The organism is Aliiroseovarius sp. S253 (genome assembly GCF_049800855.1).
In the GTDB taxonomy this organism is placed as follows: domain Bacteria; phylum Pseudomonadota; class Alphaproteobacteria; order Rhodobacterales; family Rhodobacteraceae; genus Aliiroseovarius.
Window position 1 is genome coordinate 2,097,736 of the sequence record NZ_JBNAFW010000001.1, and the last position, 22,083, is coordinate 2,119,818.

The 22,083-nt window shown below is 59.7% G+C and carries 18 protein-coding genes; 4 read left to right on the forward strand and 14 right to left on the reverse strand.

Annotated features, from left to right (window positions below):
* Positions 1 to 37: 37 nt before the first annotated feature.
* The 7 genes from gcvP to lpdA all read right to left on the reverse strand — a co-directional run bounded on the left by gcvP (position 38) and on the right by lpdA (position 8,699).
* Positions 38 to 2,890: an aminomethyl-transferring glycine dehydrogenase gene (gene gcvP, locus ACP15F_RS10270; RefSeq protein ID WP_424940699.1), complete on the reverse strand. Its 2,853-nt coding sequence runs from the start codon at positions 2,888 to 2,890 to the stop codon at positions 38 to 40.
* A gap of 62 nt (positions 2,891 to 2,952) precedes the next feature.
* Positions 2,953 to 3,318: a glycine cleavage system protein GcvH gene (gcvH, locus tag ACP15F_RS10275; RefSeq protein WP_424940700.1), complete on the reverse strand. Its 366-nt coding sequence runs from the start codon at positions 3,316 to 3,318 to the stop codon at positions 2,953 to 2,955.
* A gap of 18 nt (positions 3,319 to 3,336) precedes the next feature.
* On the reverse strand, positions 3,337 to 4,434 hold the full coding sequence (gene gcvT, locus ACP15F_RS10280; protein WP_424940701.1) for a glycine cleavage system aminomethyltransferase GcvT: 1,098 nt from the start codon (positions 4,432 to 4,434) through the stop codon (positions 3,337 to 3,339).
* Between the two features lie 32 nt (positions 4,435 to 4,466).
* Entirely contained in the window at positions 4,467 to 4,880 is a 414-nt protein-coding gene (locus ACP15F_RS10285) for a universal stress protein (protein ID WP_424940702.1), read from the reverse strand.
* Between the two features lie 66 nt (positions 4,881 to 4,946).
* On the reverse strand, positions 4,947 to 6,320 hold the full coding sequence (locus tag ACP15F_RS10290) for an alanine/glycine:cation symporter family protein (protein WP_424940703.1): 1,374 nt from the start codon (positions 6,318 to 6,320) through the stop codon (positions 4,947 to 4,949).
* 47 nt (positions 6,321 to 6,367) lie between these two features.
* Complete coding sequence (gene lipA, locus ACP15F_RS10295; RefSeq protein WP_424940704.1) at positions 6,368 to 7,312, reverse strand: lipoyl synthase; 945 nt, start codon at positions 7,310 to 7,312, stop codon at positions 6,368 to 6,370.
* A 10-nt stretch (positions 7,313 to 7,322) separates the two neighbouring features.
* The gene (gene lpdA, locus ACP15F_RS10300) at positions 7,323 to 8,699 is read right to left on the reverse strand and encodes a dihydrolipoyl dehydrogenase (RefSeq protein ID WP_424940705.1); all 1,377 of its coding nucleotides are present in this window, start codon (positions 8,697 to 8,699) and stop codon (positions 7,323 to 7,325) included.
* Positions 8,700 to 8,967: 268 nt separating this feature from the next.
* Here lpdA and ACP15F_RS10305 point away from each other — a divergent pair, with 268 nt between their 5' ends.
* Entirely contained in the window at positions 8,968 to 9,504 is a 537-nt protein-coding gene (locus tag ACP15F_RS10305; protein WP_424940969.1) for a helix-turn-helix domain-containing protein, read from the forward strand.
* Between the two features lie 128 nt (positions 9,505 to 9,632).
* Here the strand turns inward: ACP15F_RS10305 and ACP15F_RS10310 are convergent, their stop codons facing one another.
* Complete coding sequence (locus tag ACP15F_RS10310) at positions 9,633 to 10,025, reverse strand: carboxymuconolactone decarboxylase family protein (protein WP_424940706.1); 393 nt, start codon at positions 10,023 to 10,025, stop codon at positions 9,633 to 9,635.
* A 389-nt stretch (positions 10,026 to 10,414) separates the two neighbouring features.
* On the opposite strand from ACP15F_RS10310, the gene ACP15F_RS10315 reads away from it, so the two are divergent.
* Positions 10,415 to 12,376, forward strand: coding sequence for a DEAD/DEAH box helicase (locus ACP15F_RS10315; RefSeq protein ID WP_424940707.1), 1,962 nt, complete (start codon positions 10,415 to 10,417; stop codon positions 12,374 to 12,376).
* A 107-nt stretch (positions 12,377 to 12,483) separates the two neighbouring features.
* Here the strand turns inward: ACP15F_RS10315 and ACP15F_RS10320 are convergent, their stop codons facing one another.
* The 6 genes from ACP15F_RS10320 to ACP15F_RS10345 all read right to left on the reverse strand — a co-directional run bounded on the left by ACP15F_RS10320 (position 12,484) and on the right by ACP15F_RS10345 (position 20,045).
* A complete protein-coding gene (locus tag ACP15F_RS10320) occupies positions 12,484 to 13,491 on the reverse strand; it encodes an Ldh family oxidoreductase (RefSeq protein ID WP_424940970.1) in 1,008 nt (335 codons plus the stop codon).
* A 62-nt stretch (positions 13,492 to 13,553) separates the two neighbouring features.
* Positions 13,554 to 14,204 carry a DUF3726 domain-containing protein gene (locus tag ACP15F_RS10325; protein ID WP_424940708.1) on the reverse strand — a complete coding sequence of 217 codons (651 nt, stop codon included), beginning with the start codon at positions 14,202 to 14,204 and terminating at the stop codon, positions 13,554 to 13,556.
* A complete protein-coding gene (locus ACP15F_RS10330; RefSeq protein ID WP_424940709.1) occupies positions 14,201 to 15,904 on the reverse strand; it encodes a hypothetical protein in 1,704 nt (567 codons plus the stop codon). Before ACP15F_RS10330 ends, ACP15F_RS10325 begins: the two co-directional genes overlap by 4 nt.
* A 104-nt stretch (positions 15,905 to 16,008) precedes the next feature.
* Positions 16,009 to 17,553 carry a BCCT family transporter gene (locus tag ACP15F_RS10335; protein WP_424940710.1) on the reverse strand — a complete coding sequence of 515 codons (1,545 nt, stop codon included), beginning with the start codon at positions 17,551 to 17,553 and terminating at the stop codon, positions 16,009 to 16,011.
* 63 nt (positions 17,554 to 17,616) lie between these two features.
* Positions 17,617 to 18,597 carry a membrane dipeptidase gene (locus ACP15F_RS10340; RefSeq protein ID WP_424940711.1) on the reverse strand — a complete coding sequence of 327 codons (981 nt, stop codon included), beginning with the start codon at positions 18,595 to 18,597 and terminating at the stop codon, positions 17,617 to 17,619.
* Positions 18,597 to 20,045: an aldehyde dehydrogenase family protein gene (locus ACP15F_RS10345; protein ID WP_424940712.1), complete on the reverse strand. Its 1,449-nt coding sequence runs from the start codon at positions 20,043 to 20,045 to the stop codon at positions 18,597 to 18,599. Before ACP15F_RS10345 ends, ACP15F_RS10340 begins: the two co-directional genes overlap by 1 nt.
* 112 nt (positions 20,046 to 20,157) lie before the next feature.
* Between ACP15F_RS10345 and ACP15F_RS10350 the strand changes: the two genes are divergently transcribed.
* Together ACP15F_RS10350 and ACP15F_RS10355 are read left to right on the forward strand one after the other, a co-directional pair.
* Entirely contained in the window at positions 20,158 to 21,066 is a 909-nt protein-coding gene (locus tag ACP15F_RS10350) for a LysR family transcriptional regulator (protein WP_424940713.1), read from the forward strand.
* Positions 21,063 to 22,076: a GlxA family transcriptional regulator gene (locus ACP15F_RS10355; protein WP_424940714.1), complete on the forward strand. Its 1,014-nt coding sequence runs from the start codon at positions 21,063 to 21,065 to the stop codon at positions 22,074 to 22,076. The genes ACP15F_RS10350 and ACP15F_RS10355 overlap by 4 nt, the downstream gene beginning before the upstream one ends.
* Positions 22,077 to 22,083: the final 7 nt, after the last annotated feature.

Here is a 22,083-nt window from a genome sequence, read left to right on the forward strand (position 1 = left end):
CCCGCCCGACCCCATTGGGACCGGGCGGGGGAAGTGTTTATGCGTCGTCTTCGTAGGCGTCCATCGGCGGACAGGTGCAGATCAGGTTGCGGTCGCCATAGGCGTTGTCCACGCGGTTAACGACCGGCCAGTACTTGTCCACACCAAGGTTACCCGGAGGGAAGCAGGCCTGTTCGCGGGTGTACGGACGATCCCATTCGCCCACCAGATCACGCACCGTGTGCGGCGCATGTTTCAGAGGGTTGTTTTCGGGATCGATCTTGCCGTCGATGATGTCCTGAGCTTCGGCCCGGATGGACAGCATGGCCTCGCAGAAACGATCCAGCTCGGCCTTGGGTTCGCTTTCCGTCGGCTCGACCATCAGCGTACCAGCTACCGGCCACGACATGGTCGGCGCGTGGAAGCCGCTGTCGACCAGACGCTTAGCCACGTCATCCACCGTTACGTTGCCGTCATCTGCCAACGGGCGGGTATCAAGGATACACTCGTGCGCCACACGCCCGGTCTTGGACGTGTACAGAATGTTGTAGCCATCCTGCAGACGCGCCGCGATATAGTTGGCGTTCAGGATCGCAACCTTGGTGGCCTGGGTCAGACCCGCACCGCCCATCAGCAGCACATAAGCCCAGCTGACAGGAAGAATCGAGGGCGAGCCAAAGGGTGCGGCCGACACCGGACCAACGGCAGTGCCGTATTCCGGGTGACCGGGCAGATGCTCGGTCAGGTGGGCTTTCACACCGATCGGACCCATGCCGGGGCCGCCCCCGCCATGCGGAATGCAGAAGGTTTTGTGCAGGTTCAGGTGGCTGACGTCGCCGCCCACATCGCCCGGACGGGCAAGGCCGACCATGGCGTTCATGTTGGCGCCGTCGATATAGACCTGACCGCCGTGATCATGGGTGATCTGGCAAACCTCTTGCACGGTTTCTTCGAACACACCGTGGGTCGACGGATAGGTGATCATGCAGGCCGCAAGATCGTCCGAGTGCTGGATCGCCTTCGAGCGGAAATCTTCCAAATCGATGTTGCCATCGTCATCCGATTTCACGACCACAACCTTATAGCCCACCATCTGCGCAGACGCCGGGTTGGTTCCATGCGCCGAGGTCGGGATCAGGCAGATGTTGCGGTGCGCTTCGCCACGTGCCGCGTGATAGTTGCGGATGGTCAGAAGGCCTGCATATTCACCCTGCGCACCCGAGTTCGGCTGCTGCGAGATCGCGTCATAGCCGGTGATCTGGCACAGCTTGTCGTTCAGGTCGGCGATCATCTCGTGATAGCCTTCGGCCTGATCTTCCGGGCAGAACGGGTGGAGGTTGCCGAATTCCGGCCATGTGACCGGGATCATCTCGATCGTCGCATTCAGCTTCATGGTGCAGGACCCCAGTGGGATCATCGCACGGTCCAGAGCCAAATCGCGGTCAGCCAGACGGCGCATATAACGCGTGATCTCGGCCTCTGCGCGGTTCAGGTGGAAGATCGGGTGGGTCAGATAGGCGCTTTCACGCAGCGCATAATCTGGCAGTCTGTACGCCACTTTCGAGCTGTCATCCTTGCGATCGATACCAAAGGCACCCCAGACAGCTTCGATGGTTTCCGCACGGGTCTGTTCATCAAGGCTGATGCCAACCTTGGTTTCACCCACTTTGCGCAGGTTGACGCCACGGGCAACTGCGGCCTCCATAACGGTTTTCTGCAGCGGGCCGACCTCGACGGTGATGGTGTCGAAGAAGACTTCCGGCTCGACCGAAAAGCCGTGCTCTTCCAGACCAGCAGCCAGACGCGATGTTTTGCGGTGCACCGACTGGGCAATTGCCTTGATGCCATCAGGGCCGTGATACACAGCGTACATCGAGGCGATCACAGCCAGCAAAGCCTGTGCAGTGCAGACGTTCGAGTTCGCTTTTTCACGACGGATGTGCTGTTCGCGGGTTTGCAGCGCCAGACGATAGGCTTTGTTGCCACGCGCATCGATCGAGACGCCGATGATACGGCCCGGCATGGCGCGCTTCAGCTTGTCAGTCGTCGCCATATAGGCAGCGTGCGGACCACCATAGCCCATAGGAACGCCGAAACGCTGGGTCGAACCCACGGCGATGTCGGCGCCCATTTCACCCGGCGACTTCAGCAGCGCCAGCGCCAGAATGTCAGCGGCCACAACAGCGATTGCTTTGTGCTCGTGCAGGGCTTCGATTTCTTTGGTGAAGTCGCGCACGTGCCCTTCGGTGCCCGGATACTGGAAGATCGCACCGAACACGGCGCCTGCGTCCAGCGCATCGGGATCAGCAACCTGCACGTCGATGCCCAGAGGCTCGGCGCGGGTTTTGATCACGGCGATGGTCTGCGGGTGACAGTTCTTGTCCACGAAGAACGCCGCATTGTTGGCTTTCGAGCGCGAGCCGCGATGCGCCATAGTCATGGCTTCAGCGGCAGCCGTGGCTTCATCCAAAAGCGAGGCGTTGGCGATTTCCAGACCGGTCATATCCGACACCATGGTCTGATAGTTCAGAAGGGCTTCCAAACGGCCTTGCGAAATCTCAGGCTGGTAAGGCGTGTAGGCCGTGTACCAAGCCGGGTTTTCCAGAATATTGCGCAAGATGGGCGCGGGCGTCGTGGTGCCGTAATACCCCTGCCCGATCAGCGAGGTCAGAACCTTGTTCTTCGACGCCACCTGTTTCATGTGGAAAAGCGCATCGCGTTCCGACATGGCAGCGCCCCAGTCCAGTGCCTCTTCCTGACGGATTGCGGGCGGAACCGTTGCGTCGATCAGTTCATCAAGCGTCTTGAAGCCGATCACTTTCAGCATGTCGCGCATCTCGGTCGGGCTGGGCCCGATATGGCGGCGGTTGGCGAAGTCATAGGCTTCGTAGTCGGTCAGTTTGAAGGCCATGCTTTGATCCTCGTGCAGGGGGGATTGGGCCCGCCGGTTGTGGTCCGGCGGGCAGTCTGTTCTTAGCCGATCAGGGCTTTATAGCCGTCCAGATCCATCAGATCTTCCAGCTGCGAGGCGTCGGCCAGCTTGACCTTGTAGATCCAAGCGTCGCCTTCAGGGTTCTCGTTCAGGGCACCTGGGGTGTCTTCCAACGCGCCGTTGGCCTCGACCACTTCACCGTCAACGGGGGCGTAAATTTCCGATGCGGCTTTGACGCTTTCGATCACGCCGATTTCGTCGCCCTTTTCGAACTCGTCGCCTTTTTCGCGCTGTTCAACAAAGACGATTTCGCCCAGCTGGTCAGCGGCGTGTTGGGTGATGCCGATGGTGGCAATGTCGCCCTCAACGGTGATCCATTCGTGCTCTTCCGAGTAATAAGTTGTCATATCAGGAAGTCCCCTGTCTTAGCGTTTGTAGTTCTGCTGCACGAAGGGCAGCGATACGATTTCGGCAGGCTGAGCCTTGCCGCGAATGATAAGGTTCACTTTCTCGCCAACCTCGCCGTGGCCCTTGGCCACATAGCCCATGGCAACCGGGCCGCCGACGGTCGGACCAAAGCTGCCCGAGGTGATTTCGCCGATGGTGTTGCCTTCCGCACTCTGGATTTCCACGTGCTGACGGGCGGGGGCACGGCCTTCGGGCTTGATGCCCACCAGCTTCTTCGCGGCACCTTCGGCCAGCTCACGCTGGATGCGGTCTGCACCCGGGAAACCGCCTTCTTCCTTGCGACGCTTCTGGATCGCCCAGCTTAGGCTTGCCTCGATCGGAGAGGTCGACTGATCGATGTCATTACCATAGAGGCAAAGGCCAGCTTCCAGACGCAGGCTATCGCGAGCACCCAGACCAGCAGGTTCGCAGTCGTCATGGGCCAGGAAGGCACGAGCTACAGCCTCGGCCTGATCTTCAGGGATCGAAATCTCGTAGCCATCTTCGCCGGTATAACCCAGACGCGAGATGCGGCATTCGACACCGTTGATGTCTGCGACGGTGGTTTCCATGAAGGTCAGGTCACGGGCGGCGGGGCAAAGTTCGCCCACCACGTCTTCGGCCTTGGGGCCTTGGACGGCAACCAGAGCACGGTCGAAGATCTCGGTCACTTCGACACCGTCCAGATTGGCAGCCATGTGCGGGATGTCTTGATGACGCATGGACGCGTTCACCACGACAAAGAAATGATCACCTGCGTTCGATACGATCAGGTCATCCATGATGCCGCCGTCTTCGTTGGTGAAGAAGCCGTAACGCGCCTTGCCTTCTTTCAGCGTGGCATAGGCCTGCGGGCAGATCGCCTCGAGCTTCTCGCCGATGTTGTCGCCCTTCAGGATCACCTGACCCATGTGGCTGACATCAAAAAGCGCGGCTTTCTCGCGGCAATGCTTATGCTCGCCCATGATCCCCATCGGATACTGAACGGGCATTTCCCAGCCAGCGAAATCAACCATCTTGCCGCCGAGTTCGACATGCAGATCATAAAGCGGTGTGCGTTTGGGGGTGTCGGTCATGGCCGCGCCTCCTGTCAGTTTGTTTTTCTGGTTCAGTCGCGAACGACCGACACGGTGCAATGTGCATTGCGCACGACCCGTGCAAGGTTTGGGCCGATTTCGAAATTCGGGAAGTCACCCTTCGCAGAGGCCATAATGATGTGATCAAAGCCTTCTTTGTGAGCAAGCTTCAGAATCTCACGGTAAACGCTGCCTTCTTCAATGTGAACAGGCACGTCAGAAGCACCACCTGCATCGAGGATCGCTTTGACGGCGCCCGTCACGTGGTCCTTGGCCCCTGCACCATAGTTTGCGGGCAGGTTGGGCAGCAGGATGATCTCGGGGATGACCGACACGGCGTGCAGTTCGGCCCCATAGAATTTCGCCTGTTCCAGAGCAAACGGCAGGGCTTTCTTCCACGAACGATCATCGGTGTGATCAATGGGCAGCAGGATCTTGCTTGTCATTGTCTCTCTCCTAACGAAAGGAATTGGAGGGTCCGGGGGCGACCCGCGCCGCCCCCGGGGTCAATCTTATTCGGCAGGCGTTGTGCCACCTTCTTCCGAAGCTCCGTTGCTGGCGAAAAACTCTTTCGTCAGCTTGAAGATAACCGGGCTCAGCAGGGCCAAGGCGATCAGGTTCGGAATGGCCATCATGGCGTTCAGCGTATCAGCCAAGAGCCAGATGAAGCCCAGATCCGCGGTTGCGCCGAAATAGATCATCACGATCCAAGCGATGCGATAGACTGGCAGGATCTTGTGACCGGCCAGGAAGCCCACGCACTTTTCGCCATAGAACGACCAGCCAAGGATGGTGGTGAAGGCGAAGATCGACAGAGCGACGGCGATCAGATAGCCGCCGATGCCCGGCAGGGTGCTTTCAAATGCCAACGACGTCAGAGCCGCACCGCTTTCGCCCGAGGTCCAAGCGCCCGACGAGATGATGGCCAGACCAGTGATCGAGCACACGATGATGGTGTCGATGAACGTGCCCAGCATGGCGATCAGACCTTGGTTTACCGGACCTTTGGTCGATGCAGCAGCGTGTGCGATCGGGGCCGAGCCCAGACCGGCTTCGTTCGAGAAGACACCACGTGCCACACCAAAGCGGATCGCCATCCAGACAGCCGCACCTGCAAAGCCACCTTCGGCAGCCGAAGGGGTGAAGGCGTGGGTAAAGACCAGCGACAAGGCCGAACCGATATTGCCGATGTTGATCAGCAGAACCAGCAGACCGGCGACGATGTAAGCCACGGCCATGAACGGAACCAGTTTACCAGCAACCGCACCGATGCGGGTGATGCCGCCAAGGATAACAGCTGCGGTCAGGATCATCAGAACTACGCCGGTGACCGAGGTGTTCAGGCCAAAGTTGGCTTCCAGAACCTGTGCAACACCATTGGCCTGCACACCGTTGCCGATGCCGAAGGCAGCAATGGCACCGAACAAAGCGAAGGCAACGCCCAGCCAAGCCCATTTCGCGCCCAGACCGTTTTTGATGTAGTACATCGGGCCACCAACATAGTTGCCCAGCTCATCTTGCTCGCGGTATTTCACGGCCAGAACGGCTTCGCCGTATTTGGTGGCCATGCCTACCAGGGCGGTCATCCACATCCAGAACAATGCGCCCGGACCGCCCAAGAAGACAGCGGTGGCCACACCGGCAATGTTACCCGTACCGATGGTCGCCGACAGCGAGGTCATCAGCGCGTTGAATGGGCTGATCTGGCCTTCGCCTTGGCTGTAACGGCCTTGGAACAGCAGACCAAAGCCTGTGCCCAGCTTCAGGATCGGCATGAACTTCAGGCCGACCTGCAGGAAGAAGCCGACGCCCAGAATAAGGACCAGCATCAGCGGCCCCCAGACGACGCCATTGATGGCTCCTACGATTGAATTTAACGCTTCCATGGTTTCCTCCCAGTGAATTCGGCCCGACATGGGCCTGCGCGTTTCGGTTATGCCCCTGCCGCAAGCGCGCCATCGCGGGCTTGCTTTAAGGCGGCAAAGTCTTCGTCAGCATGGAACGATGATCGCGTGAGTGGTGTTGCCGAGACCCCAAGGAACCCCTTGGCGCGGGCGGCTTGCTCCAGGCTTTCGAACTCTTCCGGCGTCCAGAACCGGTCGATCTTGTGATGTTTGGCGGTGGGCTGCAGGTACTGCCCCACAGTCAGGAAATCGACATTCGCGGCGCGCAGGTCGTCCATCACCTGTTTCACCTCGGCCATCGTTTCGCCCAGACCAACCATCAAGCCGGACTTGGTGAAAAGGCCAGGGTTGGCGCGTTTGGCATCGTCCAGAAGGCGCAGCGACTGATAATAGCGCGCGCCGGGGCGCACCGTCGGATACAGGCGCGGGACGGTTTCCAGATTGTGGTTGAAGACATCGGGTGCAGCGTCGAATACATCGTCCGCCGCATCGCCCTTGCCCAGAAAGTCCGGGGTCAGAACTTCAACCGTGGTGCCAGGGTTCTGGTGGCGTACGGCGCGGATGGTCTGAGCAATATGCCCTGCCCCGCCATCGGCCAGATCGTCCCGATCGACCGAGGTGATCACCACGTGACGCAAGCCCAGTTTTTTCACCGCTGCAGCGACGCGGCCCGGCTCGAACGCATCCAGCGCATCCGGACGACCAGTCGACACGTTGCAGAAGCTGCACCCTCGGGTACAGATCTCGCCCATGATCATCATGGTGGCGTGACGCTTGGACCAGCATTCGCCCGCATTGGGGCACGCGGCCTCTTCACAGACGGTGACCAGATCATGGTCGCGCATCAGGCGACGGGTCTCGTAATACTCGGCGCTTTCGATCTTCTTTTTGCGAATCCAGCTGGGTTTACGCGGGATCGCGCTGTCGGGCTTGTGCGCCTTTTCGGGGTGACGCAGGCGGGGGATCTGGTTCATCGTCGCCCCCTTACGCGTGAATGGCGCGGCCCAGCGCGTCCAGACAGGCTTCTTTAACGGCTTCGGCCATCGAGGGGTGCGCGTGGCAGCTGGCCGCCACGTCCGTGAGTGTCGCACCCTTCGTCATCGCCAAGACCAGCTCGGCGATCAGATCGCCGCCATGGGCACCGCAAATATGTGCGCCCAATAGCACGCCGTCCGGACTAGCCAGAACCTTGACCGCGCCGTCCGTTTCCCCGGTCGAGCGCGCGCGCGAGTTCGCCATGAAGGTAAACTTGCCGCTGATAAAGTCGGTGCCCGCGTCTTTCAGCGCTTCTTCGGTGGCCCCGACCGAGGCGACCTCGGGATCGGTGTAAACAACGCCCGGTACTTTGCCGTAATCCACGTGGCCTTTCAGACCAGCCAGAGTTTCAACGCAGGCCACGCCGTCTTCTTCCGCTTTATGCGCCAGCATCGGGCCGGGCACGCAATCGCCGATCGCATAGATGCCGGGGACCGAGCTTTGGAATGTGCCATCCACCGGGATGAAACCGCGCTCGTTGACCTCAACGCCCAGCGCTTCCAACCCCAGACCGCGGGTGACGGGGCGACGGCCAATGGCGACCAGAACCTTGTCGGCCTCAATGATATCCAATGTGTCTTTGCCGACGCGTTCAACGGTCAGGGACAAGCCACCCTCGCCCGCATCAACAGCTTTCACCGCGCGGCCTAGTTGGAATTTCAGCCCGCGCTTTGACAGGGCGCGCTGCGCCAGCTTCGCGATCTCGCCGTCAATGCCGGGCAGGATGCGGTCTAGATATTCGACCACGGTCACCTTGGCCCCCAGGCGCGCCCAGACTTGACCCAGTTCCAGACCGATGACGCCAGCGCCGATCACCACCAGATGCTCGGGCACGGCATCCAGCGCCAGTGCGCCGGTCGAGCTGAGCACGTCTACCTCGTCAATCTCGACGCCCGGCAGAGGGGTCGGCTCAGACCCGGTTGCGATCAAGATGTTCTTTGTTTCGTGAACCGTGTCGCCCACCTTGACCTGACCAGCAGCGGGAATGGTCGCCCAGCCCTCGATCAACTCTACCCCGTTCTTTTTGAACAGGAAGGCGATGCCTTTGGTCAGATCGCCTACGACCTTGTCTTTACGCGCCATCATGGCACCCAGATCCAGAGAAGCCCCTTCGACGGCGATCCCATGCGCCGCCAGATGCGACAGCTCGGCATATTTTCCAGAAGACGTCAGAAGCGCCTTAGAGGGGATGCAGCCAACGTTCAGACAGGTGCCACCCAAGGACCCACGCCCTTCGACACAGGCAACCTTTAGTCCCAGCTGTGCGGCACGGATGGCGGCGACATAGCCACCGGGGCCGGCTCCGATCACGATAAGGTCAAACATCTGGTCCTCCGCTCCCGCTTACATTCAGAAATGCGTATCTTTGTGGAATAGTTTCCTATTCGGGATTTCTTGTTTCTCATAGGAAACTTCTGTGCCCTTTGCAAGAATTGTGTGCGGCGGGATACTTTGACAGCTTTGTGAGCAATTACTAAGCTGCGAGGGAATAAGGGGAAATTGACGGGAGGTAAGCTTGGAGACCGACACGAATAGCGCATCGCAAACCGGCAATGAGCCAGCGGAAGCACCGGATGGCGAAGCCATGGGTCGCATGATTCGAGAAGCACGGAAGGCCAAAGGGCTGACATTGGAAGACACTGCGCGGGCTGCTGGGATCGGCCGCTCAACCCTGTCAAAGATCGAAAACAACCAGACCCGGCCCAGTTTCGACATCATACGGCGCCTCATGCAGACGCTAGAACTTGAGACCCCACAACTGTTCCTGCAATCCGCAAAAGCGGACATTTCTGGTCGTCGCGACTATACCCGTGCAGGCCAAGGCGAGATCAAGAAGACGCCGACCTATACGCATGAATTGCTGTGCAACGAGCTGACCTCGAAAAGTATGGTTCCCTATATCTCGACTGTCACGGCGCGCGAGGTTTCCGAATATGATGATTGGGTGCGCCACAATGGCGAAGAGTTCATGTTTGTCCTGTCAGGTGAACTAACTCTGGTGACAGAGCATTATCGGCCTCTACAGCTGGGTCCGGGCGATTCTGTTTACTACGACGCACGCATGGGGCACGGGCTGATTTCAACCAGTGCGGAAGATGCGAAGGTGCTGTGGGTATCGCTGGGGCTTTAACCCGACCCCCTGGCACGCAACGAATTTCGCGTCGACAGAAAGGCCGAGACAAAGCCACCGTTGAATACGGTACATCAAGGGTGGCTTGGCCAAAACTGCTTTCTGCTGAGCAGGCTGGGTTCAGCGGATCACCCCGCGGACGCGTTTTCCTCAAGCACTTTGCGCGCAGCCCGGAAGCATTCCAACGCCTGAGGCACGCCACAATAGATCCCGATCACATGAATGATCGCGCGGATTTCTTCTTGGGTGACACCGTTGTTGATGGCCCCGCGGCAGTGAAGCTCCCATTCATGCATTTTGCCCAAGGCGCCGATCATCGACAGATTCATCATCGAACGGGTTTTGGCGTCGATCACGTCGTCCCCCCAGCCGAAGCCCCAGCACCATGCGGTCATCGCCTCTTGAAATGGGCGGGTAAAGTCGTCTGCAGCGGCTAGGTTCTTTTCCACATACTCTGCGCCGAGCGTGGATTTGCGTTGTTCTAGCCCCTTCAGAAACAGGTCTTCGTCAAAAGTGCTCATAGCTTACCCCTCGAGCGTTGTTGCGACATTCTTGTCTGCGCATAATTTCAAACCATTCCGCGCGCCTTCTAGCGTCCATAGCCGGATTTTCCGCGTCTTGCCTACCATCAGGATTTGGGTCTGACACGAGAGAGGAGCTGGTTCATCTGATTGAATGAATTATGCGACTGAGGTGCGATGAAGCAAGCACCGCATTGGGCATCCTCAGTCAATTCGATATCAGAGCCCAGAGAACATCTTTTTCTTCGCCGCAATCACGCCAATTGCTGAAACAACAGGGCGTCTACACCTATACAAACCCCTCTTCACCCGATAGACCGCACCCTTAACCTAGGACAAGGCACAGGCAGCGGGCTTGCGCCAGCCAGGACATACAAAGAACCTTAGTCGTGAAAAAAACCATCGCAGCTGCGCTTGCCCGCAAGGGCTATGATACTTTGACCCCTGTTCAGCAGGCGGTCACCAATCCGGATCTGGAAGGTCGTGACCTGTTGGTATCGGCCCAGACTGGATCGGGCAAGACGATTGGGTTCGGGCTGGCCATCGCGCCGACACTGCTTGGGGACGAAGACACTTTCGGCGCGTCAGGTGCGCCGCTTGCGTTGGTCATCGCCCCAACACGTGAACTGGCCATGCAGGTGAAACGTGAACTTAGCTGGCTCTATGCCGATGCGGGCGCATTTCTGGCATCCTGCGTAGGCGGTATGGATATGCGCGACGAGCGCCGCGCCTTGGCACGGGGCACACATGTTGTTGTCGCCACGCCGGGGCGTCTGCGCGACCACATCATGCGCGGATCCATCGACCTGACACAAATCCGTGCCGTCGTGTTGGACGAAGCTGACGAGATGCTGGATCTGGGGTTCCGCGAAGATCTTGAGTTCATTCTTGAAGAAACGCCGTCTGACCGTCAGACGCTGCTGTTCTCGGCCACGGTACCCAACGCAATCACCAAGCTTGCCAAAAGCTATCAGCGCGACGCTGAACGCGTCTCAACCGTTGGCGAGCAGAAACAGCACAGCGATATCGAGTATCGCGCCATGACCGTCGCCGCCCAAGACAATGAGCACGCGATCATCAATGTGCTGCGCTATTACGAAGCGCCGAACTCGATCGTGTTCTGTAACACCCGTGCGATGGTCTCGCGACTGACCACGCGTCTGTCGAACCGTGGCTTTGCGGTTGTGGCCCTGTCTGGCGAGTTGACCCAAAGCGAACGTTCCAATGCGCTTCAGGCGATGCGCGACGGTCGTGCGCGGGTCTGCGTAGCGACCGATGTCGCCGCGCGCGGCATCGACCTGCCCAACTTGGATCTTGTGGTTCATGCCGAACTGCCCAGCAGCCACGAAACCCTTCTGCACCGCTCGGGCCGGACCGGCCGGGCCGGACGCAAGGGCGTAAGCGCGCTGGTCGTCGTGCCGTCGGCGCGCAAGAAGGCAGAACGCATTCTGAAGTTTGCCAAACTGAACGCTGAATGGGGCCCTGGCCCCTCGGCCGAAGCGGTGCATGGACGCGACGAGCAGCGGATGCTGGCCTCGGATGACTGGGCGGTCGAGATTGCCGACAGCGAACAGTCCGCCGTTGCGCAACTTGTTGAAAAATTCACGCCAGAACAGCTGGCTGCGGCCTATCTGCGGCAATACAAAATCCGCCACTCGGCCCCCGAGGAATTGCAGACAGTCACGGATCAGAAACGGAAGCCCAAAGCGGCGTTCGGTCCCAGTGTGTGGTTCTCGATTTCGGAAGGCCGCAACCAAAACGCGTCGCCACGTCATTTGCTGCCCATGATCTGCAAGGCGGGCAAGATCACGAAAGACGAAATTGGCGCCATTCGCATCGCGGATGACCAGTCCTATATCGAAATTCGTGAAAGCGCTGTGGATGGTTTTGTGTCGGCCATCGGGTCGGGCATGCGGATCGAGAAAACAAAGGAAATTGTGCGGCTTGACGGCGCGCCCGATGTACCAGAGTTCAAACGGCCGAAACGCGACTTTGACAAACCTGGAAAGCCGCGTCACCGCAAGGGCAACACTCCGCCGGTTGACTGGAATGACGCGCCTTCGCCGAAGCGTCGCAAGCCCAAACCCGAAGATCGCAAGCCACGCACAAAAGGGCCGAAGACAAAAAGCACCGATGCCGGGGCGCATGACGCTGTGGCACCTCGGAGGTCCTCGGACGATAAACCTAAGGGTAAATCGAAAGCGGCGTACGGCACATCCGAACGCGGAAAAGCTAAGCCCCGCAAGGACGGCCCCAAAGGCCCCCCGCCCCCTAAGGGCAAGGCAAGCAGCAAGAAAAACCGTGCACGCGCTGCAGCGCGCAATGGGAACGATACCCCTAAACGGCGGTAACGTTCGCCTTCGTGCGCTTTTGATTTCGCAAGCGCCGGTACCTGATACGCCTCCCGAGAGGCAAAACGACCTTCCGCATGTTGATCACCTGCGGAAGGTCAATTTGTTTAGACGAGCGCGCGTACTTTTTCGAGCAGCGCGGCGTTCACGGCCACGCCCTCTTTCGCGGCGCGGATACGGGCGGCCTGACGACCGTCACCCGGCAGACGTGCACCGTCTTGATCGCGGAACGAGGCAATCAGAGCTGCCAGTTTTTCCTGGAACAGACCACCGGATGTGGCTTCCGGGTCAATCGCGATGAAGAACTGGCCGGTTTTGGGCGGACCACCTGCGGTGCCCGAGAACGGGCTGGCGACTGATCCCAGCGTGGCGCCTGCCATGGCCGCAGCCATCAGTTCCACGGTCAGCGCAACGCCGACGCCCTTATAGTCGCCCGACGGCACCATCGAGCCCTTCAGCCCGGCCTCGGGGTCAGTGGTGGGCTGACCGTCTGCATCCAGCACCCAGCCTTCCGGAACCGGCTTGCCTTCGCGGGCGTGCTTCATCACTTCGCTTTTGGCGATGGTGCTGGCCGATTGGTCGATCAGAAGCGCGGCATTGCCGTCGGCATCGGGGGCCGAGATTGAGAACGGGTTGGTGCCAACCACTGGCTTCGCACCACCCGAAGGGGCAATCGACGCGGGTGCGTTGGTGAAGCCGATGCCCATCAAGCCAGCCTGCGCCAGACGCTGCGTGTGCACGCCCAGAACGCCACAGTTATACGAGTTGTTTACGGCCAGAACCGCCACGCCCATCTCTTTCGCCAGCGGGATTAGCTTTTCAAAGCCAAGATCAATCGCGCTGTGAGCAAAGCCAGTGGCGGCGTCCACAGTCACAACCGCAGGGCGGGGCTGTTCGACCACGGGTTTGGCCTGACCATCCACCTTGCCGCACTCGACGTGCTGGGCGTAGATCGGAATATAAGCCAGCCCGTGCGAAGCAACGCCATCGGCCTCGGTCATCGCCGTTGCGACGGCCAAGGGGCGCGCGTTTTCTTCCGAGGTGCCCGCCTTGACCAGCGCGTCAAAGGCAAGGGTTTCGATTTCTGAGAGCGAGAGTGTTTCAGTGGCGGTCATCATTTTTCTTTCTTTTTTATCAGTCGTTTGATGGGGGCAGCATCCCGCCCCCAGTCAAGATATCAGTCGTTGTCGCTGACCCCGGCACCCGCACCGCGCAGGCGGCTTTCTTCGGTGGCGGGGGCAAAGGTACGGTGGGCAAAGCCGCCCAGTTGTTCCCAGCTGCTTTCGCAAACCTCGGCACGCATCACGGGTTCGCGTCTGCCAGCCATTTCAGCCGGAGCCGAGAAGACCAACTGGCTGGCATGCTTGGCACGAAGCGCATCGGCGTCGCCCTGAACGCACAGCTGCTTGCCGTCGGTGGCAACCCGCGCACCGTCCCATTCGGCGGCCACGGGCACACCAAGACGCAGCGCGGCGCCGCCCATGAATGGCACGGCCAGCAATGGCAGGCTGACGTCTTTCATGGTGATGGTCCCGCGTTCCAACAGGCGCACCGCACAGTCGGACAGCGAGGCACCTGCGATCAGGGGGCTCATCCGGCGGGTCGGCGCGTGCCAGATATCGGCACTCAGCGACACGGGCGACACATCAATCGGAGGGATCCTGTCGTTCATGACCAATAGCTCGGCCAGCATTTCCGTACCGGGAAAGCCGAAGGCGGACAGCCAGCGTGTGCCTTTTGCCGCCTCTTCCGACAGACCCCAAGACAGCCCGGCACCGCGCGCAGCGCGTTTGCTCATGGCCTCGATTTCGTTCAGCGAGTGGCTCATGCGACGCCCTCCTCAAGCTTGGGCTCGGTGTCGGGGAAAACCCAGAAATCGGCGTTGTCCTGTGTCAGTTCGGTGGGCAGTGGCGCGTTGCCATACATGCAAATCCGTACCCAGCGATCCGAACGCGGGTCGAACTGCGTGGCGCCAAAAAAAGCCAGCTTGCAGCGCAGCATGTCGATGGGCAGCACATGATCCGAGATCGTGTTGTCGCGGATCTCTGCATACGGGGCACGACCAACGATCTGGGCACGGCGCAGCACGTGGCGGTGTTCCGGGTGGCGCAGAAGGAAGTCGGCAACTTGTGCTTCGTCCGGCCAATGGGTCAAAGCGTTGAACAATTGCGCGGCATCCCGACCGGGGGCCAGCGGCTGCTCATACTCCTCGATTGGTTCTTCGAAACGCTCACCCAGACGGGGTTCAAGCTTTTCTTCCGATACATACCACGCACGGGCGCGGTTTTCCGGGGCCTGCCAGTTGGTGTCGATTGCCCAAGAATAGATGTCGGTCAGCAGTGCACGCAAATCGCCAACAGTCATCGCCCCAGCGATACGGAAGGTGGCGGTGTTGTCAGCGGCCATATCCTGAGCATAGCTATCAACAAGTGCACCATAAGGTTCCAAGATCAGCGAAGCGATCCATTCCTGCCCCTCAAGTGACAGGTTCTCTTCCGCCCAACGATACAGCGCGTCCCACGGCTGGCCCGAGGTCAGGTCTGCGCCCGCCAAATAGGCATCCACCTTGGCGACGTCCGCGTTAAGATTCTTAAGCTTCTCGATCTGGATCGGATGCTCGGAATGCCAGCCGTCGATGGTGATCTTGCTGCGTGCAATCAGTGACTTGAACAGTGCAATCTCGTCCGCGCTGGCTTTCTCAAGCTTACGCACCGTCTGGATGGCGTTCTCGCGGGCGGCGACCCAGTTGTTAAACAGAACCGGGTGGTTCAGCAGGAACGGTGCCATGCCTAGACCGGTCGAGTTGCCGATCCCCATAGCGCGCCCGATCTCGGGCGACAGCTGAGCAGCTTCGCGCCCACCGGCTGCGGCACGGCGGTCGGCCATGTGTTGCACCAGATCCAGCACGAACCAGCGGGTCAGATAGACCGACAGCATCTCGACTTGGAACGGCGCGCGGAATTCGGGGCGGTCGGCGATCATCTCGCGATCGGCGGCACCCAGTTTGCCGGAGCCATAGACCGCAGTGGTGCGCATCAGATATCCGACAGCCTTGATCTGGTCGATGTCGGGCTGGTTGCCCTCGGCTAGGTTGGACACCACGTGCTCCCACAGGCGGACCGAGCGGTTGGCGCGAGATACGGACAGCTCCGTCCCCGACACACGGCCCGCTTCCTGAACCGGAATGTTATGCGACAAACGTTCGATGTCGTCGGCGGTCGGCACACCATCAAACAGGGTGAAAGTGGCATCCCATGCGTCTGCGATAACCCGGTCCGAGCGTTTCTCAGGCGGCAGGTCGTGGGCATAGGCGATCAGCGAATAAGCGCGGTCGGGGCCATAGGCGGTATAGACCGCGTGGCCTTCGCCTGCGTCATTTACGTTGAATGCGGTCTTCTCGAACCGCCAGCCTTCACGGGCCAGACGACGAGTCAGCACGCGCATGAAGGACAGGCGTGATTGGTGAATGGAACCGAGGCGCGCAAGGCGCATGACCAGTTCGGGATCACGGCGAGTTATGGTGTTCATTCTCTTGGCCTTTGCAGTCAGGACAATAGAGCATTTCCGGCTTTACGTCGAACAGGGCCAGAGATGCGCGGGGGTCAGGGGCGCCCGAAGGCGCCCCGTCTTGATTAGCTTTCTTTGCCTTTTGCCAGCGTGATGCGCAGGGCATCCCACAGCGACGGCAGCAAGATCAGCGACACCGGTACGGCGGTCACAACGATGAAGCTTTGCAGTTTAGATACGCCTCCGGACCCGACCGAGATCAAAATCACAGCCATGACGCCCATGGCGGTGCCCCAGAAGACACGTACCATTGCGGGCGGGTTGTCACCGTCGCTCATCGTGGCCGAGATCACATAGCTCATCGAGTCGCCGGTCGTGGCCACGAAAATCGTGGTCAGGATCAGGAACATCAGCGAGACAAGGAAGCCCAGCGGCAGGTTCGAGGTGATCGCCAACAGCGCTGCCGGCAGGTTGAACCCTTCGAACGCTTTCGAGATCGTGCCAGTTTCTGCCAGCTCCATCGAGATGCCGGTGCCGCCGATGATGGTGAACCAGAAGTTGGTCACGATCGGAGCGATGATCGACAGCATGATGATGATCGAGCGGATCGAACGGCCGCGTGATACGCGGGCGATGAACATTGCCATCAGCGGGCCATAGCCCATGAACCAGCCCCAGAAGAACACGGTCCACCAACCCAGCCAGCCGGGTGCTCCGAACAGACCTGCGTCACCGCGGTACAGCGCCATCTGGAAGAAGTTGGCGATATAGGTGCCGAAGCCCGAGAAGAACGAGCCGAAGATGAACCCGGTCGGACCTGCAACCAGGACGAAGACCAGAAGCACTGCGGCAAGGATCACGTTGATCTTTGACAGCAGCTGAATGCCGCGCGACAGACCGGTCATCGCCGAGATCGTGTAGATGCCGACAAGACCTGCAATCACCAGGAACTGCGTGGCGAAACCGTTCGGGATGCCAAAGAGGTCATCCAGACCGTAAGCGACCTGCAGACCCAAGAAGCCGATCGGGCCAACAGTACCTGCCACAACGGCGATGATCGACGCCGCATCCGCGATCAAGCCGATCGGGCCGTGGATCTTGTCGCCAAAGACCGGGTACAGCAGCGTGCGCGGGGCAAGCGGCAGACCTTTTTCATAGTGGTAGTGCATCAGCATCACGGTCGACAGCGAGCCAAGGATCGCCCACGCCAGGAAACCCCAGTGCATGAAGCTTTGTGCAATCGCACCGTTTACCGCATCAACGGTCCCACCTTCGGCACCGAACAACGGCGGCGAGGACAGGAAGTGTGCAATCGGCTCGCCAGCGGCCCAGAACACACCGCCACCGGCCAGAAGCGTACACATGATCATCGAGCCCCACTGGAAGGTGGTGAACTCGGGCGCGGCAAGCCCGCCCATGATCGCACGGCCACCGGGCAGCACGCACAGAACCAGACCAATCAAGAAGGTCGCCAGAAGCAGAACCTGCCAGTACAGACCGAAATACGTGGCCGAGACGTTGAAGCCCCAGTCCACAGCTGCCGACAGCGCGTCAAGATTGACCAATGCTGCCAGACAGAAAAGGGCGATGAACCCGCCCGAGATCAGGAACAGCGGCTTGTTCACGCCGCTGGATTTCTGATCAGTCACTCCCATAGATGCTTCAGACATCTATCTCTCCCTAGATATGGCCCCTCCTGTTCGCTCGAGGCCAAGTTTCACGTCCCCGGCCCCTTAACGTCCTGTCTGAGGGCCAAAATTCTCTGCAAAAAAGCGGTACCAGTTACGTCCCATGATGCCGGCAACCTCGCCGTCATCCATGCCCACGGCCTTCAGGCCGTTTTCGATGTTGCCAAAGTGGCGGTTGTCTTCGAACCAGCTGGGCATCGGGGGGAAACCGGGCGCGGATTTGGACCCTTCGCCATAGTCGATTTCCTTGGTCCAACGACCCACACGCATCCATTCAACGATGCTGTCGGGTTGGTCCTGACAAAGATCGGTGCCGATCCCCAGATGCTCTGCGCCGTATTTGTCCGCCGTGTGTGCGATCATCTCGCAGAAGCTTTCCAGCGTGCAGTCACCCTTGTCTTTCAGGTGGTGCGGATAGACCGAAAAGCCGAGCATCCCACCATTTTCGGTCACCGCACGGATCACCGCATCGCGCTTGTTGCGCAGGGCGGGCGACCAGTCATACGGATTTGCGTGAGTGATGGCGATGGGACGCTCGGACAGCTCGGCGGCTTCGATCGTCGACCGATCAGCCGAATGGCTCATGTCCACCACAAGACCCACGCGGTTCATCTCTTTGATGACCTGTTTGCCCATACGCGTGATGCCCATGTCTTCGGCCTCGTAACAGCCGGTCGCCAGAAGCGACTGGTTGTTATAGGTCAGCTGCATGAAACGCGCACCAAGGGTGTGGACGATCTCGACCAGACCGATGTCATCTTCGATTGGCGACGGGTTCTGGAAGCCGAAGAACACCGCCGTGCGCCCGGTTTCTCGGGCCACGTCGATATCCGAAGCCCACAGACCCTTCATGATCAGGTCGGGATACTGCTCAAACCAACGGTTCCACTTTTCAAAGTTCAGAACCGTTTCGCGGAAGTTCTCGTGGTACGAGATGGTGACGTGGATTGCATCCACGCCCCCTTCGCGAAGCTGGCGGAAGATCTTCTCGGACCAGTTGGCGTATTGAAGACCGTCGATCCGCATCAGACAGGACCGGCGCTGATGTATGCAGTCTTGACGGTGGTGTAGAACTCGGCTGCTGCCTTGCCCTGCTCACGCGGACCGTACGAGCTGTCGCCACGGCCACCGAACGGCACGTGGTAGTCGGTGCCAGCGGTCGGTAGGTTCACGGTGACAACACCGGTCTGGGCGTTGCGACGGAAATGCGTGGCGCGGGCCAGCGATTTCGTCACGATGCCCGAAGTCAGGCCGAAGTTGGTGTCGTTGACGGTGGCCAGTGCTTCGTCATAGCTGCCAACCTTGATCACGGCGGTCAGCGGCGCAAACATTTCTTCGCGGTTGATGCGCATGTCGTTGGTGGTGTTCAGGAACACGCCCGGCGACATATAGAAACCGTCATGCGGCATCTCAAGACGCGCACCGCCGCAGGCCAGTTCGGCACCTTCAGTTTTGCCTAGATCAACATAGGCCAGATTTTCTGAAAGCTGCTGTTCGCTGACGACAGGACCCATCTGGGTGCCATCTTCCAGCGCGTGCCCAACTTTCATGGCCTGCGTGCCAGCCACCAGTTTTTCAACAAAGGCGTCGTGGATGGCTTCGTGCACAACCAGACGCGATGACGCGGTACATTTCTGACCGGTGCCACCGAAGGCGCCACCCAGTGCCAGCGTTACAGCCAGATCCAGATCGGCGTCGTCCATCACGGCCAGAGCGTTTTTCGAGCCCATCTCCATCTGAACTTTGGTCAGGTTCTGGATTGCAGCCGAAGCGATGCCTTTGCCCACCGGAACCGAGCCGGTGAAGGAAATGGCGTTCACTTTCGGGCTTTCCACCAGACGCTGGCCGATTTCACGACCTGCGCCCATCACCAGGCTGAACAGACCTTTCGGGATGTCCTGACGGTTGATGATTTCAGCCAGAGCAACAGCCGAGGCGGGCGTTACGTTGGCGGGCTTCCAAACCACGGCGTTGCCGTAGCACAGGGCAGGTGCGATCTTCCACGACGCGGTTGCGGTCGGGAAGTTCCAGGGGCTGATGATGGCGACGGTGCCAACTGCTTCGCGGCGCACGTCGATTTCGACGCCCGGGCGCACGCTGTCTGCGTTCTCGCCCAACTGACGCAGGCATTCGGCTGCGTAATAGGTGAAGAATTGGCCGGCGCGATACACCTCGCCTTTGCCTTCCGCGAAGGGCTTGCCTTCTTCACGGGCCAGAAGCGTGCCCAGCTCTTCGCAGCGGGCAATCAGCTCGTTGCCGATGGCGTTCAGAACCGCCTGCTTGCGCTCCATGCCATAGGCTTCCCATTCGCGCTGTGCCACTTTGGCTTGGTCCAGCGTGGCCTCCAGCTGGTCGCTGCTGGCCTGCGCAAAGACGCCAACCAGATCGGTCAGATCCGAAGGGTTACGGTTTTCAATTTCGCTTACGCCTGCCAGCCATTCGCCAGCAATCAGGTTCTTTTGGATATCGGTCATGGAAGTGTCGCCTCACACAGAAGTCAGTTTCGTTGGGTATGGACTTTTTACCATACTTCAATCAAACTCAAATTCCTTAAGGTTATTTCAGGTAAATTGAAGTGTAATCGCTATGGCGCTGAAAATCGAAATGCTACGTGGCTTTGCCACGGTCGCCCGCAGCGGCAATCTTAGCGACGCGGCCCAAACGTTGGGGCGCACGCCCTCGGCCGTGTCCATGATGCTGAAGCAGCTGGAAACCCATCTGGGTGAGCCGCTGTTTGAAACTGACCGCAAAAGCAAACTGACCGCGCTAGGCGCGTTCGTTCTGGAACAGGCCGAGCGCGAGCTGCAGCAGTTCGACAACACCGTGAAGGCGATCGAGGGTTTTGCCAAGGCCACCCACGGCCACGTGCGCATAGCGACCGTACCGTCGGTCGCGGGCACCATCATCCCGCAGGTTTTTTCGCGCCATATCAATGACTACGGCAATGTAGACATCGAAGTTCGCGACATGGATTCAAGCTCGATCCTGCATGAACTAGACCGCGATAGAATTGATATCGGCATCGCGACAATGGGCCAGCAGAACGTGGGGCTGAACAGTCAGCACCTTCTGTCCGACACGTTTGGCGTCATCTGCGCGCCGTCCCATCCGCTGGCACAGGACACCGGTCCGGTCACGTGGGATGCGTTGACCGATGAGCGGCTCATCGCAAACTCTCTGTCCGCAGGGATCAGCGCCGAACCGTCGATCTTGTTGCACGAAAAAGCGCTGCTGTCGGCCCATAACCTGACATCGATCACGGGTATGGTGCAGGCCAATATTGGAATCACAATCCTGCCGGAAATGGCAGTCAGGGCAGCAAACTCGACGGGTCTGGTCTTCCGTCCGCTCGCAGAACCGCAAGCAAAGCGTGAAATTCACCTGTTGCGCCGTGCTGATTCGACCCTGTCCCCGGCAGCACGCCTTCTGGAACGGCATATTCTGGAGATCGCTGCCGAGATCTCGCAAGACACATTGATGGGAATGCCCTCATGACAGATGCAAGCCTTGCACAACCGCCTCTGACACTTGGCATACTAATCTTTCCCGGTTTTCCGATGGCCTGCCTGACGTCGTGTATCGAACCGCTGCGCGCCGCCAATGAAATCTCGGGACAACAGGCGTTTCGCTGGAAGGTGATTGCCGAAGACAGCGCCCCAGTCGACTCGTCAGCTGGGGTCAGCTTTGCCCCGGATTGCACGCTGTCCGAGGCCGGAGAGCTGGATGTTTTGCTGTTTACCGCCAGCCCCAACGCTCGCTTCGCGACCCCATCCCGGGCCAACGCCGCCCTTCAGCGATACCAACGCGGCAAGACCCGTCTGGGATCGATCAGTGGCGGGGTTTTCGCCTTGGCCCGTACTGGTCTGACGCGCGAGAATCCGTTATCCGTGCACTGGTGTTACGAGGCCGCCTTTCAGGCCGAATTCCCCGACATCCCGGCGCAAAGCACGGTGATTTGCGAAGATGGGGACTACACCACCATTTCTGGCGCATCAGCGGCGTTTGACCATATGCTGGCCCTGATCGAAGACCGTCTGGGCGGCGATATCATGGCCGAGGTCGCCTGCTGGTTTCAGCACCCCTATATCCGCAGCGCCGCCGCCGCGCAAAAGACGCCAGCCCATGACACGGCGAAAAGTCAGGACCTGCTGCCCAAGCAAGTCGAACGCGCGATTGAGCATTTCGCCGCGCATATCGAAAGCCCGATCCAGATCAGCAAAGTGGCCGAGGCGGTGGGCGTCTCGACCCGCTCGCTTGAGCGCAGCTTCAAAGAAGCGACGGGGCAGAGCCCGCTGAAGTATTACCGGAAAATGCGGATGAAACAGGCGCGCCAACTGGTGCTGTATTCCAACACGCCCGTGACCGAGGTCGCCTTCATGGTTGGCTATGCCACGCCCGGCGCATTCCTGCGGCACTATCGCGAAAGCTTCGGGATGACACCGATTGCGGATCGGCGGGCCAAGAACTCGATGCGGGTCAAGGGCAGCGACGCGCTGCCCTCGTGATTTTATC

Bases quoted from the DNA above. Each gene is read 5' to 3' on its own strand.
- ACP15F_RS10340 (WP_424940711.1), bottom strand. From the start codon at position 18,597: ATGCGGATCGACGGTCTTCAATACGCCAACTGGTCCGAGAAGATCTTC.
- ACP15F_RS10345 (WP_424940712.1), bottom strand. From the start codon at position 20,045: ATGACCGATATCCAAAAGAACCTGATTGCTGGCGAATGGCTGGCAGGC.
- ACP15F_RS10325 (WP_424940708.1), bottom strand. From the start codon at position 14,204: ATGAGCCACTCGCTGAACGAAATCGAGGCCATGAGCAAACGCGCTGCG.
- ACP15F_RS10350 (WP_424940713.1), top strand. From the start codon at position 20,158: ATGGCGCTGAAAATCGAAATGCTACGTGGCTTTGCCACGGTCGCCCGC.
- gcvP (WP_424940699.1), bottom strand. From the start codon at position 2,890: ATGGCCTTCAAACTGACCGACTACGAAGCCTATGACTTCGCCAACCGC.
- gcvH (WP_424940700.1), bottom strand. From the start codon at position 3,318: ATGACAACTTATTACTCGGAAGAGCACGAATGGATCACCGTTGAGGGC.
- ACP15F_RS10310 (WP_424940706.1), bottom strand. From the start codon at position 10,025: ATGAGCACTTTTGACGAAGACCTGTTTCTGAAGGGGCTAGAACAACGC.
- ACP15F_RS10330 (WP_424940709.1), bottom strand. From the start codon at position 15,904: ATGAACACCATAACTCGCCGTGATCCCGAACTGGTCATGCGCCTTGCG.
- lpdA (WP_424940705.1), bottom strand. From the start codon at position 8,699: ATGTTTGACCTTATCGTGATCGGAGCCGGCCCCGGTGGCTATGTCGCC.
- gcvT (WP_424940701.1), bottom strand. From the start codon at position 4,434: ATGACCGACACCCCCAAACGCACACCGCTTTATGATCTGCATGTCGAA.
- lipA (WP_424940704.1), bottom strand. From the start codon at position 7,312: ATGAACCAGATCCCCCGCCTGCGTCACCCCGAAAAGGCGCACAAGCCC.
- ACP15F_RS10320 (WP_424940970.1), bottom strand. From the start codon at position 13,491: ATGACCGCCACTGAAACACTCTCGCTCTCAGAAATCGAAACCCTTGCC.
- ACP15F_RS10355 (WP_424940714.1), top strand. From the start codon at position 21,063: ATGACAGATGCAAGCCTTGCACAACCGCCTCTGACACTTGGCATACTA.
- ACP15F_RS10285 (WP_424940702.1), bottom strand. From the start codon at position 4,880: ATGACAAGCAAGATCCTGCTGCCCATTGATCACACCGATGATCGTTCG.
- ACP15F_RS10290 (WP_424940703.1), bottom strand. From the start codon at position 6,320: ATGGAAGCGTTAAATTCAATCGTAGGAGCCATCAATGGCGTCGTCTGG.
- ACP15F_RS10335 (WP_424940710.1), bottom strand. From the start codon at position 17,553: ATGTCTGAAGCATCTATGGGAGTGACTGATCAGAAATCCAGCGGCGTG.
- ACP15F_RS10305 (WP_424940969.1), top strand. From the start codon at position 8,968: ATGATTCGAGAAGCACGGAAGGCCAAAGGGCTGACATTGGAAGACACT.